Annotated in this window: 18 protein-coding genes; 5 read left to right on the top strand and 13 right to left on the bottom strand. The window is 60.2% G+C overall.

Features of this window, described 5'->3' with window-relative positions; translation table 11 throughout:
- Positions 1-2: 2 nt before the first annotated feature.
- The 8 genes from CLH62_RS07285 to CLH62_RS07250 are packed head-to-tail and all read right to left on the bottom strand — an operon-like array spanning position 3 to position 7,292.
- The gene (locus CLH62_RS07285) at positions 3-1,499 is read right to left on the bottom strand and encodes a cytochrome D1 domain-containing protein (RefSeq protein ID WP_211285666.1); all 1,497 of its coding nucleotides are present in this window, start codon (positions 1,497-1,499) and stop codon (positions 3-5) included.
- A complete protein-coding gene (gene cobA, locus CLH62_RS07280; RefSeq protein WP_099617427.1) occupies positions 1,496-2,359 on the bottom strand; it encodes a uroporphyrinogen-III C-methyltransferase in 864 nt (287 codons plus the stop codon). The genes CLH62_RS07285 and cobA overlap by 4 nt, the downstream gene beginning before the upstream one ends.
- A gap of 11 nt (positions 2,360-2,370) precedes the next feature.
- Positions 2,371-3,567, bottom strand: coding sequence for a heme d1 biosynthesis radical SAM protein NirJ (gene nirJ / locus CLH62_RS07275; RefSeq protein WP_099617426.1), 1,197 nt, complete (start codon positions 3,565-3,567; stop codon positions 2,371-2,373).
- Between the two features lie 13 nt (positions 3,568-3,580).
- On the bottom strand, positions 3,581-4,096 hold the full coding sequence (gene ahbB / locus CLH62_RS07270) for a siroheme decarboxylase subunit beta (protein ID WP_099617425.1): 516 nt from the start codon (positions 4,094-4,096) through the stop codon (positions 3,581-3,583).
- The gene (locus tag CLH62_RS07265; protein WP_211285664.1) at positions 4,071-4,553 is read right to left on the bottom strand and encodes an Lrp/AsnC family transcriptional regulator; all 483 of its coding nucleotides are present in this window, start codon (positions 4,551-4,553) and stop codon (positions 4,071-4,073) included. Before CLH62_RS07265 ends, ahbB (CLH62_RS07270) begins: the two co-directional genes overlap by 26 nt.
- A complete protein-coding gene (ahbB, locus tag CLH62_RS07260; RefSeq protein WP_099617654.1) occupies positions 4,537-5,055 on the bottom strand; it encodes a siroheme decarboxylase subunit beta in 519 nt (172 codons plus the stop codon). The genes CLH62_RS07265 and ahbB (CLH62_RS07260) overlap by 17 nt, the downstream gene beginning before the upstream one ends.
- 17 nt (positions 5,056-5,072) lie before the next feature.
- Positions 5,073-5,537, bottom strand: coding sequence for an Lrp/AsnC family transcriptional regulator (locus tag CLH62_RS07255; protein WP_099617423.1), 465 nt, complete (start codon positions 5,535-5,537; stop codon positions 5,073-5,075).
- A 27-nt stretch (positions 5,538-5,564) separates the two neighbouring features.
- On the bottom strand, positions 5,565-7,292 hold the full coding sequence (locus CLH62_RS07250; protein WP_099617422.1) for a nitrite reductase: 1,728 nt from the start codon (positions 7,290-7,292) through the stop codon (positions 5,565-5,567).
- 215 nt (positions 7,293-7,507) lie between these two features.
- Between CLH62_RS07250 and CLH62_RS07245 the strand changes: the two genes are divergently transcribed.
- The 5 genes from CLH62_RS07245 (at position 7,508) to CLH62_RS07225 (ending at position 11,005) form a co-directional block, all read left to right on the top strand.
- Positions 7,508-7,873, top strand: coding sequence for a c-type cytochrome (locus tag CLH62_RS07245; RefSeq protein WP_228152787.1), 366 nt, complete (start codon positions 7,508-7,510; stop codon positions 7,871-7,873).
- Positions 7,874-7,992: 119 nt separating this feature from the next.
- Positions 7,993-9,132 (top strand): cytochrome D1 domain-containing protein, encoded by a 1,140-nt coding sequence (locus tag CLH62_RS07240; protein ID WP_099617652.1) that lies wholly within the window; start codon positions 7,993-7,995, stop codon positions 9,130-9,132.
- Positions 9,116-9,880, top strand: coding sequence for a hypothetical protein (locus CLH62_RS07235; RefSeq protein WP_099617421.1), 765 nt, complete (start codon positions 9,116-9,118; stop codon positions 9,878-9,880). The genes CLH62_RS07240 and CLH62_RS07235 overlap by 17 nt, the downstream gene beginning before the upstream one ends.
- Positions 9,877-10,665 (top strand): CbbQ/NirQ/NorQ/GpvN family protein, encoded by a 789-nt coding sequence (locus CLH62_RS07230; RefSeq protein WP_099617420.1) that lies wholly within the window; start codon positions 9,877-9,879, stop codon positions 10,663-10,665. The genes CLH62_RS07235 and CLH62_RS07230 overlap by 4 nt, the downstream gene beginning before the upstream one ends.
- Positions 10,666-10,696: 31 nt before the next feature.
- The gene (locus tag CLH62_RS07225) at positions 10,697-11,005 is read left to right on the top strand and encodes a hypothetical protein (protein ID WP_228152786.1); all 309 of its coding nucleotides are present in this window, start codon (positions 10,697-10,699) and stop codon (positions 11,003-11,005) included.
- Positions 11,006-11,214: 209 nt separating this feature from the next.
- On the opposite strand, the gene CLH62_RS07220 is transcribed toward CLH62_RS07225, so the two are convergent.
- The 5 genes from CLH62_RS07220 to CLH62_RS07200 are packed head-to-tail and all read right to left on the bottom strand — an operon-like array spanning position 11,215 to position 16,320.
- Positions 11,215-11,454, bottom strand: coding sequence for a cytochrome C oxidase subunit IV family protein (locus CLH62_RS07220; RefSeq protein ID WP_099617418.1), 240 nt, complete (start codon positions 11,452-11,454; stop codon positions 11,215-11,217).
- Between the two features lie 12 nt (positions 11,455-11,466).
- Positions 11,467-12,051: a cytochrome c oxidase subunit 3 gene (locus CLH62_RS07215; protein WP_099617651.1), complete on the bottom strand. Its 585-nt coding sequence runs from the start codon at positions 12,049-12,051 to the stop codon at positions 11,467-11,469.
- Positions 12,052-12,056: 5 nt separating this feature from the next.
- On the bottom strand, positions 12,057-13,880 hold the full coding sequence (locus CLH62_RS07210) for a nitric oxide reductase activation protein NorD (RefSeq protein ID WP_099617417.1): 1,824 nt from the start codon (positions 13,878-13,880) through the stop codon (positions 12,057-12,059).
- A 9-nt stretch (positions 13,881-13,889) separates the two neighbouring features.
- The gene (locus CLH62_RS07205; protein WP_099617416.1) at positions 13,890-14,846 is read right to left on the bottom strand and encodes a 4Fe-4S binding protein; all 957 of its coding nucleotides are present in this window, start codon (positions 14,844-14,846) and stop codon (positions 13,890-13,892) included.
- Positions 14,847-14,904: 58 nt separating this feature from the next.
- Positions 14,905-16,320, bottom strand: coding sequence for a cbb3-type cytochrome c oxidase subunit I (locus CLH62_RS07200; protein ID WP_099617415.1), 1,416 nt, complete (start codon positions 16,318-16,320; stop codon positions 14,905-14,907).
- Position 16,321 lies beyond the last annotated feature (1 nt).

Here is a 16,321-nt window from a genome sequence, read left to right as displayed (position 1 = left end):
AGTCAGTGACTGGTTCCCTCCTCGTAGTTGATCTTGTTCCAGACGTTATATTTCCCGGAGGGCTTGTTCATGGGAATGCGCTTTTCCTCCTCCAGAGTATCAGCGTCGTAAACGATCACAGCTCCGTCCTTGTCCCAAATACTCAGCAGCAGCTTTTCACCGTACCGGTCGAATTCGACATGGGCGGCGACCTTGCCCGGAGCCGGCTGTAAGGTTTTGACGATTTTCAGGGTCTGCTTGTCGATGACGTGGACCTTGTCCTTGTTGGGGCCGAAGAACACATCCACCCAGGCGTAGCGGGAGTTTTCGTGGCTGCGCATGAAGAAGCCGGGGCCCTGGGTTTCCAGGGTTTTGATGACTTCCCAGTTGTCCATGTCGATGATGGAGACTGCGCCGGTGCGGAAATGGGGCGTGGCCATCACCCGCGTACCCTGGTATTCCCAGGTGATGCCGGAGCCCAGGTGGGGCATGCCGGGGAGGGGGAGTTTGGCGACGGTGTTGCCGGTGTCGAGGTTGATCACGTAGCCGCGTTTGCCGTCGCGGGCGGCGCCGATGACGTGTTTGTAGCCGGGGTCGAAGAAGAAGTCGTCCAGCAGGGTGTCGATTTGCATCCGGCGTATGCTGGCCTCGCCATCCCGTACGGTGATTTCCCAGGCTTCGGGGATGTCCTTGAGGGCGGCAATGAAGCTGTCCCGGGGCGGGGCGGCGTACACGGCGCTGCCCCGGGAGCTGTCACCAGCGTCGTTTTCCACCGGGATGATATCCATGAGTTCAAGGTTGGTCGCCTCGAACAGCACCAGGGTATGGGGCAAGTAGTTGGCCGCCATAACGTATTTGCCGTCAGCAGACACGGCGATGTTGCGCATGTTGATGCCGGCGCGCACTTCCGCCACCACTTTCAGGTTGTACAGGTCGTACTTGGTGATCCAGCCGTCCCGGGAGCCGAAGTAGACGTAACGACCGTCCGGGCTGTATTTCGGGCCGCCGTGCAGGGCGTAGCGGCTCGGGAACCGGTGAATGGGCTCCATCCTGTCACCGTCGAGCAAGGTGACGTGGTGGTCGCCGATTTCCACCACCAGGAACAGGTTCATCATGTCGGCTTCGTACACCGGCTCGTCGGGTAACGTACCCTGGGGGTGGGGCAACAAATGGCTGTCGTGGATTTCTGCCTGGCCCCAGGTCGCTGGGCTGGCGGGTGGGCGGTAAATATAGTCCGCCAGTGCGGTGATGGATTCGCTGCCAAGAACATCGGCAAAGGCCGGCATCTGGGTCGCGGGTCGGCCGCTGCGGATGGTTGTCTCCGCTTCCGGCTTTTTGAGCCGGGACAGGTTTTCCGGCAGCAGGGCAGGGCCCATGCCGCCCAGGCGGTCAGAGCCGTGACAACTGGCGCAGTGTTGCTGGTACAGTGCCTCGGTTTCCGGACCCGGGCTGGCCAGCAGCGAGGCCGGGAACAGCAGGCTGGCGGCGAGAATCCGCAGGGTGTTTTTGCAGTTCATCATGCCGGTCCGCCTCCTGCCCGGGCTGCGATGGTCTCGTTCTGGCCGGAATACCAGCCGGCGACCGCGGGTTGTGCCAGCTTGTCTGCAAGGCGGACAACCTCACCTACAATAATCAGTGTCGGAGGCTGGAAGCCTTCACGAAGGATGGTGGCTTCAAGTTCCGCCAGCGTGGTGACCGCCATATGTTGCTGCGGAGTGGTTCCCCGCTCGATGAGGGCCACGGGGCAGTCCCCCGGCAGACCATGGGCGGTAAGTTCCCGGACAATGGTCGGAGCATTGTGAAGCCCCATGTAGAACACCCGGGTCTGGCCCGGCGCTGCCAGTACACTCCAGTTCAGTTCCAGGGACTGGTCGGCCTTGCGGTGGCCGGTTACAAAGGTCACGCTCTGGGAGTATTCCCGGTGCGTCAGCGGTATGCCGCAGTAGGAGGCACAGCCGGCGGCGGAGGTGATGCCGGGAACCACCTGGAAGTCGATGTGATTATCCACCAGGAATTCCGCTTCTTCGCCGCCCCGGCCGAAAATATACGGGTCGCCGCCCTTGAGCCGGACCACCCGGCGCTGTTTTACGGCCAGCTGCACCAGCAGTTCATTGGTGTCTTCCTGGGGCACGTAATGGCAGCCGCTGGCCTTGCCCACATGAATTCGCTCGGCCGCCGGATTGACCAGTTCCATGATCTGGGGTGACACCAGGCGGTCATAGACGATGGCATCGGCCTGCTGAATCAGCATCAGGGCCCGCAGGGTCAGCAGTCCGGGGTCGCCCGGGCCCGCTCCGACGATGGCCACTTCCCCCGCCCGTAAGGGTTGTTCCGCCAGCTGGAACTCCACCAGGCACTTCTTCCTTTGGCTGGTTGTCATGATGCTTGTCCTTACAGGTTGTGAACCGGGATTTCGGTAACCGGGGCAGCAACGCGCCGGGGCATATCGAATACACCGATTTCTTCATTGGTGAGGTAGCAGCCGGGGTCTTCCTCCCAGAAGTCACCGGAAATGTTGTAGGCCCGGACCCGGGTATTGCCGTTACAGATGGCCAGGTATTTACACTCCGCACAGCGCCCCTTGACCGGTCGCGGATGCTGCCGGAAGCCCTGCATCAGCGGGTCGGTGGTGTCAGCCCAGATTCTGGAGAAGGGGGTTTGGCGAACGTTGCCGAGGTCATGGTTCCACCAGAAGGTGTCCGGATGAACCACGCCCAGGTTGTCGATATTGGCGATATTGACGCCGGAGGAGTTTCCGCCCCAGTTTTCCAGGCGCTGTTCCAGAGTCCCGAACTGGTCCGGGTAGTGCTGTTTCGCCCACTCGATCAGGAAGGGGCCGTCGGCGTCGTTATTGCCGGTAACATATTCCCGCTCCACGCCCCGCTGGAGTTCCTGGTGGCAGTGGTTGAACATCAGGTTCATGGCTTCCCGGGTCATGTCGTACCAGGCATCCCGTTTCCGGTTGCGGCCGCCACGGCCGGAGTAGTTCAGGTGGGAGAGATAGAACTTGTCGATGTCGTGCTCATCGAGCAGGTCCAGCATGGCTGGCAGTTCCGGGAAGTTGTCCTGGGTCAGGGTAAAACGCAGGCCCACTTTGATGCCGGCTTGCTTGCACAGGGCAACGGCGTTCATGGACTCTCTGAATGCGCCTTTTTTCTGCCGGAATTCGTCGTGGGTTTTTTCCAGACCGTCGATGCTGATGCCCACATAGTCGTAGCCTGCCTCGGCGATCTTGCCGATGTTGTCTTCGGTGATCAGCGTGCCGTTGGTAGACAGCCCCACGTAAAAGCCCATTTCCCGGGCCCGGTGGGAGATGTCAAAAATGTCCGGCCGCATCAGTGGTTCGCCGCCGGACAGAATCAGGACCGGCACACCGAAAGCCTTGAGGTCGTCCATGACGGTATAGACTTCCTGCGTGCTCAGTTCGCCCTTGAAGTCGATGTCTGCAGAGATTGAATAGCAGTGTTTACAGGTCAGGTTACAGCGGCGGATCAGGTTCCAGATCACCACCGGGCCGGAGGGTTTCGGGACCGGTCGCACTGGGGCCGGGTCCATCAGGCTCTTTATATAGCGGGTCATTCTGAACATGGTGCTTCCTCTCTCATGTTTTCCGCAGCCGCAGACCGGTCTTTTTCAGGATGGCCGAGCTGTAGAGAATGGTGTGGCCCTGGCAGGTGTTTCCGAGCACCGCCTGAATCTGCGAAGCCTTGTCTTCCACCTCGTCATGGTTGGTGCCATGGACCATGGCAAACAGGTTATAACTCCAATAGGGCAGGTGCCTCGGGCGCCGGTAGCAGTGGCTGACGAAGGGCAGTTCGCCCACCTGCCGGCCCATGTCGGTGATGGCGTCGTCGCGCACATCCCAGACCGTCATGCCATTGAAGCGATAACCCAGGCGGTAGTGATCGGGCACGGCGGCGACCCGTCGAATCACACCGGCCTCCTGCATGCGCTGGAACCTGACGAGCACCTCGTCGGCTGGCAGCCCCAGTTGTTTTCCAAGCTTGCCCCAGGGGTCGGACACCAGGGGCAGGCCCTCCTGAGTGGCCAGGATGAGTTGTCGGTCCCGCTCACCCAGCACGTAATCCGGGTCAGATCGGGAAGTGGAGATGGACATGGAACTCTTCCTCCTTGGGCATGTTGTAGACGGGATAGCCAGTGGCGGATTCGATGGCGGCAATAACCCGGGCGATGTCTTCCGGGGCTTCCGTGGCCAGAACAAACCACATGTTCAGTTCATGTTCCCGTCGGTAGTTATGGGCCACCTCGTCGAAGGCGTTCACTTTTCGGGCGACGTCCTCAAAGTCGTTCTCCGGGATTCGCATGGCGGCCAGTGTGAGCCCGCCGCCCATTTCTCCGGCGTGAAACATGGGGCCAAAACGCGTGAGGATGCGGCGGTCCAGAAGGTCTGTGAGGGTATGCAGAAGTGCCTGCTCGGTCAGGCCAAGTTCGCTGGCGACCGCAGCGTAGGGTGAATGCGCCAGGGGGAGCCCTGTCTGCAACCGGTTAATGACGGCCCGCTCCACCTCCGTGAACTCGGGATCTGCCTGAAGGCGCTCAGTCACGGCTGACATACCGGCCTCCCCGTTGCCGGTAGGCCTTGGTGCTGAACAGCACGGCATGGGGGATCTGTTCCAGGCCAAGGTCGGCAATCAGCGTTTCCAGCTGGCTCAGGACCCGTTGCCGGTCAACGCCGTGAATCATGCAGAACAGGTTGTAGGGCCACTCGGGGAGCCGGCGCGGACGCTGGTAGCAGAGGGTAATGAACGAGGTGCGAGCCAGGGCGCGGCCCAGATTCTGAACCTGATCGTCCGGGACATCCCAGACCACCATCGCATTGGCGGTGTAACCCAGTGTCCGGTGTTTGATAACCAGACCCAGCCGCTTGATAAGTCCCCGTTCCTGCCACTGCCGGATGGCCGACATGACGTCCTGCTCCGAAAGTCCGGTACGCTCTGCCAGGGTTTTATAGGGCCGGGGGGTGAGGGGTATGCCCAGCTCCAGCTGTTGTCTCAGTCGCAGCAGCCCCCACGCACTGGTGGGCCCCGCGCCGGCGACGTCCGGAGCGAGAACCAGGTAATCCGGGGCTGGCTTCACGGCAGGGACTCCCAGTCAATATCGAAGGCGAGGTCAATATGGTAGCTCTCCACCATTGGCAGCCGAAGCATCGGGAGCCTCAGTTGGTGTTCCAGCTCGTCAAGTCGCTCGTCCAGAGTGTCTTCATCCGGCGCAGTCATGACGAACCAGAGGTTGTAGGTATGCTCCCGGGCGTAGTTGTGATTCACGCCGGGAGCATGGTTGATCCGGGCCGCGACCAGGTCGATCTGCTCTTCCGGGGCGGCAACGGCAGCCAGCAGACTCGCGCCTGCCCGGCTGTGTTCAAAAACCGGTCCGACCCGGCTGAGAACCTGGCTGTCCTGGAGCGACTGAAGGCGTTCAATGACCTCCTCTTCGGCGATGCCCAGTTGGCGGGACATGGCTTGGTAGGGCCTGTCACAGACGGGCAGGTCCCGCTGGAACAGGTTGATCAGCTGTCTGTCAGTCGTATCCAGTCTCATCAGTGCTCTCCTCCGGGCCGGAACCGATCAGTACACGTCGTGCTGGGTGTTGTAGACGTTGAACTTGCCGGTAGGCGTTACCAGCCGTTCGTCCTTGATCACCTTTTTCAGCTCGCGTGTCTTGTCGTCGACAACCACCAGGGCCGAAGTCTGTTCCTTGCCATTCCAGACCGAGAACCAGACTTCGTCGCCGGCAACGTTGTACTCCGGCTGAACCACGCGCTTGGGTCCTTCGCCCAGCTCGGCCCAATCTGAGACCGGCAGCACTTCATAGCCGGCTTCCAGGTTGTCGATGTCATAAACGGCGACGCTCTGGCTCACGGACTCCGCCGGGTTCAGCGGGGTATCGACCCACAGGTTGTCGGATTTCGGGTGAGTCTTGATGAACAGCGAGCCGCCGCCCTGGCCGTTCAGTGTGCGGACCACTTTCCAGGCCTTGTCGGGATGGCCTTCGGGATCGGTGCCGATCAACTGAATGGTCGGGTCGCCCAGATGGCTGGTGGCCCAGACCGGACCATGCTCCGGATCGACAAAATTGGCACCACGGCCGGGATGGGGAATCTTGCCGACGTCGACCATCGCCTCGAGTTCCCGTTCCTTGGAGTCGACCACCGCGATCTTGTTGGACTGGTTAGCGGCGGTCATGAAGTACCGCAAGCTGCTGTCCCAGCCGCCGTCGTGCAGGAACCGGGCGGCATCGATGGTGGTGATGCTCAGGTTATCCAGGTCTTCATAGTTGACCAGCTGGATCTTGCCGGTTTCCTTGACGTTAACAATAAATTCCGGCTGTTCGAGGGAGGATACGATGGCGGCAACGCGGGGTTCCGGGTGGTATTCCTGGGTGTCCACGGTCATACCCCGGGTAGAGACGATTTTCAACGGCTCCAGGGTCTGGCCGTCCATGATCACGAACTGCGGTGGCCAGTAGGCGCCGGCAATGGCGTATTTGTCCTCGTAACCCTCGTACTTGGAGGTTTCCACGGAACGGGCTTCAAGGCCGATCTTGATTGTGGCGACGGTATCCGGATGCTCCATCCACAGATCGATCATGTTGATCTTGGCGTCCCGTCCGATAACGAACACATAACGCCCCGAGGCGGACATCCGCGAGATATGAACCGCATACCCGGTCTCAATCACCTCAACAATTTCCTTGGAATCGCCATCGATAAGGGCAATCTGGCCGGCATCCCGCAGGGTCACGCTGAACAGGTTTTTCAGGTCCAGGTCGTTCAGCTGTTTCTTGGGTCGGTCTTCAGGCGGAACGACAATCTCCCAAGTGGCCTTCATGTCGGCAAGGCTGAACTCCGGTGGCTCGGGTGGCTCGTGCATCAGGTACTTGGCCATGAGCTCGATTTCAGCGTCGGTGAATTCACCGGACGTGCCCCAGTTGGGCATGCCCGCCGGTGAGCCATAGGTGATAAAGGCTTTCAGGTAGTCCAGGCCGCGCTCCTGGGTGATGTCAGGGGTCAGCGGCTTGCCGGTTGCGCCTTTGCGCAGGACGCCGTGACAACCGGCGCAGCGCTCAAAGAAGATCTTCTTGGCTTTCTCGAATTCGGCCTCGGTCAGCTCCGGGGCACCCGGACTGCGAACGACCTTGGCGGACTCCGGCGAGACGGCACTCGCAGTGCCCTCATACGCGGTTGAGGCCGGGTCGTCGGGATGTTTGGCGTCGTCAGTGGCCGCGAGGGCGCCGAACGACGCGACGGCAACGGCCAGGGCCAGGGGTTTGAAAAACAGGTTGGTTACTCTCATCAGGTTCTCTCCTTGGATTTAAGAGTCCCTCTAGGTTTCGCTTCTTTGGTTTGATGAACATTGATTAATGTCAGATGCCTGTTTTTTGTCCAGCCTCTACCCAAACGGGGGTATGCCCAAAGAGTTCTGGCGTTGAGTGCGGCTTTTAACCAATATCAAGGATGAGCTTTATGGGTGTCGTCACGATGCTGATAACACTTGGGAGGACGCAGAGTTTGAACAGTTCCTGGCGAGAAGGGCAATGGCGGAGGCTGGTTTCTGCAGCTCTGTTGTTTGGCCTGGTGGTAACGCCGGCCACGGTGATGGGAGATGAATCCGGGGCGCAGGCAGCGGGTCAGGCCCGGCTCGCCAACCTGGTGGTCCAGGATTGTGGCTCCTGTCATGGCCTGACTCTCCGTGGTGGCCTCGGCCCGCCCTTGCGGCCAGAGGATCTGGGAGATCTTTCGGTAGAGGCCATCGCCGCCATTATCCGCGAAGGTGTTCCGGATACCGCCATGCCACCCTGGAAGCCACTGCTGTCCCCCAAAGAGATTCACTGGATCAGCCAGCAGCTGAAGTCCGGTGCACTGGTTTCGCCCTAAGGGCCAATCTGGAGGAACGATCAATCATGGATCCTGCGCTCAAGCGATCCGCACATCTGATACTTGCATTGCTTATTGCCATCAGCCTGAGCGGATGCCAGGCGTTTCCCGGAGCGGCGATGTCCGAAAAAGAGCCCCGACCTGAAATTATGGGCACCGGAGATCTTGGTCTGATCGTTGAGCGGGCAAGTGGCTCGGTGCTGGTTATCAACACGTCTCGCCATGAGGTGCTTGGGCGAATCGAGGGGTTGGGGGACCTGTCCCACGCGTCCGTGGTCTATTCCCGGGACGCCCGATACGGCTACGTATTCGGGCGGGACGGCGGCCTCACCAAAGTCGATCTGTTAACCCGAACCGTCGTCGACCGGATTATCCAGTCGGGCAACAGTATTGGCGGCGCTATCTCCCAGGATGGCCGCTACGTGGCTGTTTCCAACTATGAACCGGGTGGCGTGAAGGTGTTTGACAGCCAGACACTGGAACTGGTGGCGGATGTGCCCGCCAACTACACCAGCGGGCAGAGTGAATCTGAGCAATCGAAAACGGTCGGGCTGGTGGACGCGCCGGGGAACCTGTTTGTTTTCAGCCTGTTCGACGCGGGAGAGATCTGGACCCTCGACATGAGTGGTGCTTCGTTGGCAATCACCCGCTTCGAGGCGGGCAAATCACCTTATGACGCACTCATTACCCCGGACGGCCGCTTCTACATTGCCGGCCTGTTTGGCGAAGATGGCTTGTCGATGCTGGACCTATGGAACCCGGGGCAGGGGGTGACTGAAATTCTGCCGGATTATGGCAAGGGTGAGCAGAAGTTGCCGGTGTACAAGATGCCTCACCTGGAGGGCTGGGCCATCGCCGATGGACAGGCCTTTGTGCCGGCCGTTGGTCACCACCAGGTGCTGGTGGCCGACACGAGTGATTGGTCATTGACCGATCGCATCCCGGTGCAGGGTCAGCCGGTGTTTGTGATGGCAAGTCCGGACAACCGCCAGATCTGGGTAAGCTTTGCCCATCCGGACAACGATGTGGTTCAGGTGATCGACTCACAGACGCTGGAAATTATCCGGACTCTGGAGCCCGGTGATGCGGTTCTGCACATGGAATTCACGCCCCGGGGTGAAGAGGTGTGGGTGTCGGCCCGGGACAGCAACCGGGTGACCGTTTACAACACCCGCACGCTGGAGCCGGTCGCAACGCTCAGTGCCGAAAAGCCCAGTGGCATCTTCTTCACCAGCCGGGCCCATGTACTCGGTCTTTGAATCACGGCGGGCGTTGCCAGGGGCGGTGCTGGCGGGCTTGCTGCTTGCCACGGCTGCCAGTGCCGAGGATGCGCGGATTCTGATCGGCATTGAATCCGCGACCAGTGTTACCGACGTAGCCCGCTATCGGCTCACGGAATACCTGCAGACTCAGGGCTGCGAGGCCGATATCCGGTTTAACACCAGGGCGTCTGGCCTTGCGCTGGCGTTTGCGCCAGGCATGCCAGGGAATTCCTCGCCGATTCTGGTCGCGGTTAACCGGGATGGCCAGCTGCCGGTTCCGGTCTGGGTAACCCGTAAAACGGCCGGCGTGAGGCATATCCGGGAACTTCAGGGTCGTGACCTGGCAACGGTTGCCGGTGCGGATCCACTGGGCGCCAGCCTGCCACTGGCCGCGCTTCAACAACAGGGCGTCACGCCCGAACCTGGGCAGCTTTACGAAGCCGGGGACTTCAGCTCCGCTCTGGGGTTGCTGCTTCACAACAACACCCACGCAGCGGTTTCCGAGCTGGGTTTTGTGACGCCGTTTCTGGCCGGCAACAACCTGGTGGTGAGCTGGCAGGGCGAACCGGTGAAGGCTGCAGGCTGGTACCGCCGGGCTGGTTGGAACAACGGGGCAAAGGCCTGTGAACAGGCGTTGGCCCGGAAGCAGCGGTTAGATGATCCACAGATATTTGTGATTTTTCCCGAATGGGTAAACGGCTTTGCCCTGCCCGACAGTCAGTATTCAGAGGATTCAAACCAATGACGTTTTACCAACCGGCAGGCAACGAGATAGAACTGTTTCGGGCTGCGGCGGATAACGGGCTACCTGTGCTTATCAAGGGGCCAACGGGCTGTGGCAAGACCCGCTTTGTCCGGTACATGGCCGAGAAACTGGGGCGGCCGGTCTACACTGTTGCCTGTCACGATGACCTGACTGCCGCCGACCTGGTGGGCCGCCACCTGATCGGGCCGGAAGGCACCTACTGGCAGGACGGGCCTTTAACCCGCGCGGTGCGCGAAGGGGGTATCTGCTACCTTGATGAAGTAGTGGAGGCGCGCAAGGATACCACGGTGGTCTTGCATCCGCTGGCCGATGACCGCCGGGAGCTGCCCATTGAGCGCACCGGAGAGGTGCTGAGCGCGGCGCCGGGCTTCATGCTGGTGGTTTCCTACAATCCGGGTTACCAGAGTCTGCTGAAGGGCATGAAGCCCAGTACCCGGCAGCGCTTTGTATCAATGAGTTTCGATTACCCGGACGCAGCGGCGGAACAGACCATCGTGATCGAGGAGTCCGGTTGTGACCGGGAGCTAGCCGGACAGCTGGTGAGTCTGGCCCGGTCTATTCGTAACCTGAAGGATCACGATCTGGAAGAGGCGGCATCGACGCGGCTGCTGATTCACACCGCTCATCTGGTCCGGGCCGGCGTGGCGGTTACCGAAGCCTGTCGGGCGGGGATGATAGAGCCGTTATCGGACGATGAAGAAACTGTCAGCGCACTCATGGAGGTGGTGTATGCCGTATTCGGGAAGTCAGTCGAAGGCCAGTAGTGGCTCGGTTGTTCCGGTGATCTGGTACTTATTGAACCTGCTGGCCCTGCCGGTTATCGGGTTTGCGGTGCTGGTCTGGCTGTTCATGGGCTCTGATCAGGCACCGTCTTTGCGGCGGGCCCATACACGGGCGGCGGTTTTTATGTCGATGATCGGTGCGGTAGTGATTTTCTCGGGAGTGGGGGCGTTCTGGCTGTTGTTCGGCAATACGGGCAATTTCTGGACTGGTGCGATTGTCTGGGCGATCGTTTTGCACACGTCGTTTGTACTGTGGGGAATTATTTCGCTGGCTCAGGCGGTCAGTGACAAGCCGCCGTATTTTCCGCGACGTTTTCTTTGAATTTCTGAGCTTGAGTGGAGTCGTGGTCGGGGCAGGCTTTCCGAAACACGCTGTGAATACCTCCCTGTACGCTCGGCTCCGCCATCCATGGCTCCGCACGGTTTCGGAAAGCCTGCCCCGACCACTCCTGCTGGCCTGGTCAGTAGATTCCACGAATGGAGACGGGGTCAGATGAAAGCTTTCATCTGACCCCACGTTCAAGTCCAGGTTCAGCTTATAGTATGAAATCCTGCAATTGCCGCCACCACAACCGGTGCCCATGCCTGGGCGGCAAAGCGCCAGCCCGGGGGGGCCTTTCGCATTTCCATGAAATGATCGACCAGCAGAACCGCTTTCACGATCACCAGTGCAAAAACCAGCCATACCAGCACGGAAGCATCAGCGCCCGCCTGCAAGGCAATCACCGGCGTCATGGTGCAAACCATCAAGGCGATGTAAACCGCGAACATGGGAACTCCTCTTTACGCCAGAACGTACAGCATCGGGAACATCACCAGCCACACCAGATCCACCATATGCCAGTAGGAGGCACCGGACTCCATGCCGTTCATGTCGTCTCCGTTGTAGTCGCCCCGTTTAACCTTCACGGCCAGAACCACCAGGATGATCTGGCCCAGTACCACGTGCATGAAGTGGAAGAAGGTGAGGAAGAAATAGAACATGAAGAAGGTGTCGGTACCCAGGTTGTAGCCGTTGCCATAGAGGTCTGCGTATTCCCAGAGTTTGCCAAAGGTGTAAGCAGACGATGCTCCGATGGCGCCCCAAAGCAGCAGGGCGACGCCCGGCTGGCGGTGTCGCAGGCGTTGGACGGCGGTGGCTACCAGGTAGCTGGCGGTGATCAGGCCGATGGTGTTGATCAGGCCGGTCCAGGGGTGCAGTACCTGCCGGCCGGCGGCGAAGGTGTCTGGGTCGAGGCTGCGGGCGACGCCGAAGCCGATAAACAGGATGCCGAATACTGCCAGTTCCGCGAAGATGAAGAACCAGACAGCGAGGTCGCCGGGCAGGTGGCGGGGTGTTATGGAGGGTGTCGGGGCGGATACTTGCATGGGCATCAGCGAGTCAGGTTCATGTAGAGCTTTGGCAGCTGCAGCGGCAGCTGCGCCGGGTCCTTGATCACCACGAACTGGTTGCTGCCGAAGATATAGGGCAGGTATTCGCTGGCGTCGTCGTCGATGGTGACACAGAAGGGGGTCAGGCCCGCTTTATTGGCTTCCTGAACGGCCATTCGGGTGTCTTCCACACCGTAACGGCCTTCGTACAGGTCCAGGTCATTGGGTTTGCCGTCGGTGAGCAGGAGCAGAATTTTCTGGTGTTCGTGGCGGCCCTTCAGCAAGCGGGTGGCCTGTCGGATGGCGGCGCCCATGCGGGTGTAATAGCCCGGCTCCAGAGCCTGGATGCGGCCGCGACTGATGTCGTTGTAGGGCTCGTCGAAGGATTTGATGTGGTGGAAACGGACATGGTCCCGGCGGCGTGAGGAGAAGGCAAAAATGGCAAAGGGATCACGGCTTGCCTGCAGGGCCTCGCTGAGCAGCTGTAAGCCGTCCCGGGCGATTTCGATCACCCGCTGGGTGTTGTTGATAAAGGTATCCGTGGACATGGAGATGTCCGCCAGAATCAGGCACGCCAGGTCCCGCTGGTTCTGTTTGCAGCGGCGAAACAGCTTCTGGTCGATGACGCCGATGCCCCGGCGGTGCTGGACTTCCCGTTCCATGCAGGCATCCAGATCCAGCTCTTCACCTTCGGTCTGCCGACGCTCCCATTGCCGGAGTGGTTTCAGGGCGCTGAATTGTCGACGTAGCCTCATGGCCGGTCGGGACAGGTGGTTCGGCAGCCGGGTGGGCACGGAGTCCTTGCTCAACATGGGTTGCAGGCAGCAGAAACGTTCCCGGTAACTCTGACTGCGCCAGTCCCATTCCGGCAGGTGGATGCCGGGGCCCAGGTGCAGGTCGTCATTTTCTTCCGATGGCAGGTCGAGATCGAACTTGATGGCGGAGGAGGCTTCCCGGCGGTCTTCGGAAACCGAAATCATGTCCATGTCATCGGCCACGGCGTCGGCATCCTCTTCCTCGGTGTCATCACCGGCCCGGTCGACAGGGATAAATTCACTCCAGGAAAACAGGCTTTCCAGGCGGAACAGCATCAGGCCCTGATCCTTGTCGAAGGCGTCCACCCGCTCGGCCCGCCGGCGTTTGCGCTTTTTCGCCAGTCCGCCCGGTGTTGAGGTTACCTCATCGTCTCCGGTGGTCCGGCCGTTCGCCTTGCCGGGCGTGGTTGTGGGGTAAAGCCAGATCACAACCGGCCATGGGTCGGACTCCGCACGGGGCAGGGTTTCCACGCTGCCAGGATCAATCAGTGCCTGGCGAATGGCCCTTTCACGGCGACCTTCGGCCGGCGGCAGAGTGGTCGGATCCGGGCGCCATTGCAGGGTATGACGAACCAGGCGTTGGTAAACCGGCTCCAGCCCCGGCCATTTGATCAGCAGGGTCTGGACCATGGCCTGGTTGCCAGTCAGCCAGTCGGAGTCCGTCAGTTCGCCAAGGGAGGCCAGGGCTGCCAGCCAGAGGTACAGGTCCCGGTTTACCGGTTTGGAGGGGAACAGTGCCAGGCGCTCGGGCAGCCGGAGGCTCTGTTCATCCCGCCAGGCCAGTTCGAACTTCTTGTGGGTGCCCGCCAGTTTCTGCAAAAACCGGCGTCGGGTGCGGAAGTGTCGTGGTTCTGCGGTAACCAGGCTGAGGGCCGGGTCGCCGCCCAGGGCGCGGAACAGCACGCCCAGGGTTCGTGCCTCGTCTTTCAGGTGTACCGCATGCTCCGGGAATTCACCAACCGCCTGCCGGGTGATGTACTCGTGCCATTTGAAGCCTACCCACTCTTCCATTTCAGCTCCTCAGGTTCCGGCGCGTTGCTTGTGTGGTGACGGATCAACCTGGCGAACCGGAATCAGCACGGTCTGTTTACCAGGTTCACCCGGTTCCCAACTCAACAGGGAGCCTTCCGGATTGTTCTTCTGCACCTCGCGACAGGCGCTGACACACTGCAGGCACTGGGTACAGGTGAATTTTGCCCGTTTGTGGCTTCGGGTCGGCAACCGCATGGGGCAGGCTTCGTCACAGGCCTTGGTGCAGTCTCGGCAGGCTGCCGCCCGTTTGGTATCAAAGGTGACAACCTTGCCTTTGCCGTTCGTCATCCAGGCAATGCTCTGGACCACCCCGAAAGCGCAGCCGTATTTACAGAACAGGTGCCGGGCAAACAGGAAATCCAGGGTGAACAGGGAAGTGGCGACGGCCAGAAAAATAGCCGGATGCAGCGCCAGATTGCCGGTGACCAGATCGGTATACAGCGGGACCGGCGGCAGCAGATAAGACAGCATCGCAAGAGCCCAGGAAAATCCGATCAACGCGCACACCAGCGCCAGCCCGGCCCAGTGCAGGGCCTTGCCCCGCCGGCCTTTCCGGAGCGCTTCGTAAAGTGTGGGTCGGCCGGTTACCCGGGTCATCAGATGATTGATGGTTTCTACCACTGAAAAATGCGGGCATAACCAGCCGCAATAGATCCGTCCCCATTTCCAGGCGATCCACAGCACCAGGGGAACCAGCACGGCGATGGGAAGTAAGAACCAGACGAGAATCTGCCCGGCCACTTCGGTCGGTGAACTCTGGCTGACCCAGGCCAGTTCGAGATTGAATGACAGGGGAAACCCAAAAATGACAAAGTGGGTTTGTGTGAGGTCGTATCGAAAGATATTAAGCACCGGCGCAAGCAGAAACAGCCCGAAGAAGGCGGTGCGTGTCAGCAACCGTTTCCTCTGGAGGGTGTCCTTGTTCGGGAGAGTCTGCTCATGCACGGCAAATGTCCATTAGGGGGTTGGGCAGGCCGGAACAATTCGCTCCGGCCTGCGATTGTTACGCTTCCTGGGTGGCAGGACCGCGGACTTCCTCAGCCGGGGACGCCTGGCCCTTGATAAAGAAGCTGCCGAAGTACACCACCAGACCAGCCATGAAGAAGCAGCCAGCGATCAGTCGCATCCAGTAGAACAGGGCGATGTTGTCCTGGGTTGCCATGAACGACAGCGCGTCACCGCTTTCCGGAATCCGCTGAAGCCAGATTTGCAGAATGCCGGCGCCGGTGAGGAACAGGGTGATGAACACCATGGAGATGGTCATCAGCCAGAAGCCCCACATCTCCACCACCTGGGCCGTATTGCTGTTGCCATAGGGGCGACCGCGCATGATCGGCATCGCATAGGAGATGATGGTCAGCACGATCATCACGTAGGCGCCGTAGAACGCCATGTGGCCGTGAGCGGCGGTGATCTGGCTGCCGTGGGTGTAGTAGTTCACCGGTGCCAGGGTATGCAGGAACCCCCACACGCCAGCGCCCAGGAATGCCATCACTGCCGTCCCCATGGCCCACAGCATGGCGGCCTTGTTGGGGTGGTTGCGCCGGCGGCGGTTGATCATGTTGAAGGCGAACAGCACCATCATGAAGAACGGCAGCGGTTCCAGGGCAGAGAACACGGAGCCCAACCACAACCAGTACTCGGGCGGCCCGATCCAGAAGAAGTGGTGGCCGGTACCGATAATGCCGGTAATCAGCGCCATGGCGATGATTACATACAGCCATTTCTCGATGACCTCCCGATCGACACCGGTAACCTTGATCAGCACGTAGGCCAGGATGGCGCCCATGATCAGTTCCCAGACACCTTCAACCCACAGGTGCACCACGAACCACCAGAAGTATTTGTCCAGGGTCAGGTTGCCCGGGTTGTAGAAAGAAAACATCCACAGCACGGCCAGGCCGATCAGGCCGGTGATCAGAACAATATTGACGACGGTTTTTCGGCCCTTCAGGGCGGTCATCATGATGTTGTAGAGAAAACCGACGACCACCAGGGCTATGCCTATCTTGGTAATGGTGGGCTGTTCAAGGAACTCCCGCCCCATGGTAGGTAGCAGCTTGTTCATGGTGACGTCCGCCAGAGTGGCATAGTCCACAAACAGGTAGCCAAGGATAGTCAGGGTGCCGGCAACGGCGAACACCCAGAACAGGATCCACGCCAGCAGCGGGCTGTGCAGCTCGGTTTGTGCTTCTTCCGGTACCATGTAGTAGGTTGCGCCCATGAAACCGAACAACAGCCAGACAATCAGCAGGTTGGTATGAACCATCCGCGCCACGTTAAAGGGGATTTCCGGGAACAGAAAGTCACCCACCACGTACTGAAGCCCCAGGATCAGGCCGAACAGAATCTGGCCGGCAAACAGAACCAGGGCAAAGATAAAGTAGGGCATTGCCACCCTTTGTGATTCGTATTTCATA

Source organism: Marinobacter guineae (genome assembly GCF_002744735.1).
Lineage (GTDB): Bacteria > Pseudomonadota > Gammaproteobacteria > Pseudomonadales > Oleiphilaceae > Marinobacter > Marinobacter guineae.
This window is presented reverse-complemented; position numbering and strand designations above follow the sequence as displayed.

What these genes read in the sequence shown, in the direction of transcription:
- CLH62_RS07240 (WP_099617652.1), top strand. Translation starts at nt 7,993, where the DNA reads ATGTCCGAAAAAGAGCCCCGACCTGAAATTATGGGCACCGGAGATCTT.
- CLH62_RS07220 (WP_099617418.1), bottom strand. Translation starts at nt 11,454, where the DNA reads ATGTTCGCGGTTTACATCGCCTTGATGGTTTGCACCATGACGCCGGTG.
- ahbB (WP_099617425.1), bottom strand. Translation starts at nt 4,096, where the DNA reads ATGTCCATCTCCACTTCCCGATCTGACCCGGATTACGTGCTGGGTGAG.
- CLH62_RS07265 (WP_211285664.1), bottom strand. Translation starts at nt 4,553, where the DNA reads ATGTCAGCCGTGACTGAGCGCCTTCAGGCAGATCCCGAGTTCACGGAG.
- cobA (WP_099617427.1), bottom strand. Translation starts at nt 2,359, where the DNA reads ATGACAACCAGCCAAAGGAAGAAGTGCCTGGTGGAGTTCCAGCTGGCG.
- CLH62_RS07200 (WP_099617415.1), bottom strand. Translation starts at nt 16,320, where the DNA reads ATGAAATACGAATCACAAAGGGTGGCAATGCCCTACTTTATCTTTGCC.
- CLH62_RS07255 (WP_099617423.1), bottom strand. Translation starts at nt 5,537, where the DNA reads ATGAGACTGGATACGACTGACAGACAGCTGATCAACCTGTTCCAGCGG.
- CLH62_RS07235 (WP_099617421.1), top strand. Translation starts at nt 9,116, where the DNA reads ATGTACTCGGTCTTTGAATCACGGCGGGCGTTGCCAGGGGCGGTGCTG.
- nirJ (WP_099617426.1), bottom strand. Translation starts at nt 3,567, where the DNA reads ATGTTCAGAATGACCCGCTATATAAAGAGCCTGATGGACCCGGCCCCA.
- CLH62_RS07285 (WP_211285666.1), bottom strand. Translation starts at nt 1,499, where the DNA reads ATGATGAACTGCAAAAACACCCTGCGGATTCTCGCCGCCAGCCTGCTG.
- CLH62_RS07215 (WP_099617651.1), bottom strand. Translation starts at nt 12,051, where the DNA reads ATGCAAGTATCCGCCCCGACACCCTCCATAACACCCCGCCACCTGCCC.
- CLH62_RS07250 (WP_099617422.1), bottom strand. Translation starts at nt 7,292, where the DNA reads ATGAGAGTAACCAACCTGTTTTTCAAACCCCTGGCCCTGGCCGTTGCC.
- CLH62_RS07230 (WP_099617420.1), top strand. Translation starts at nt 9,877, where the DNA reads ATGACGTTTTACCAACCGGCAGGCAACGAGATAGAACTGTTTCGGGCT.
- CLH62_RS07210 (WP_099617417.1), bottom strand. Translation starts at nt 13,880, where the DNA reads ATGGAAGAGTGGGTAGGCTTCAAATGGCACGAGTACATCACCCGGCAG.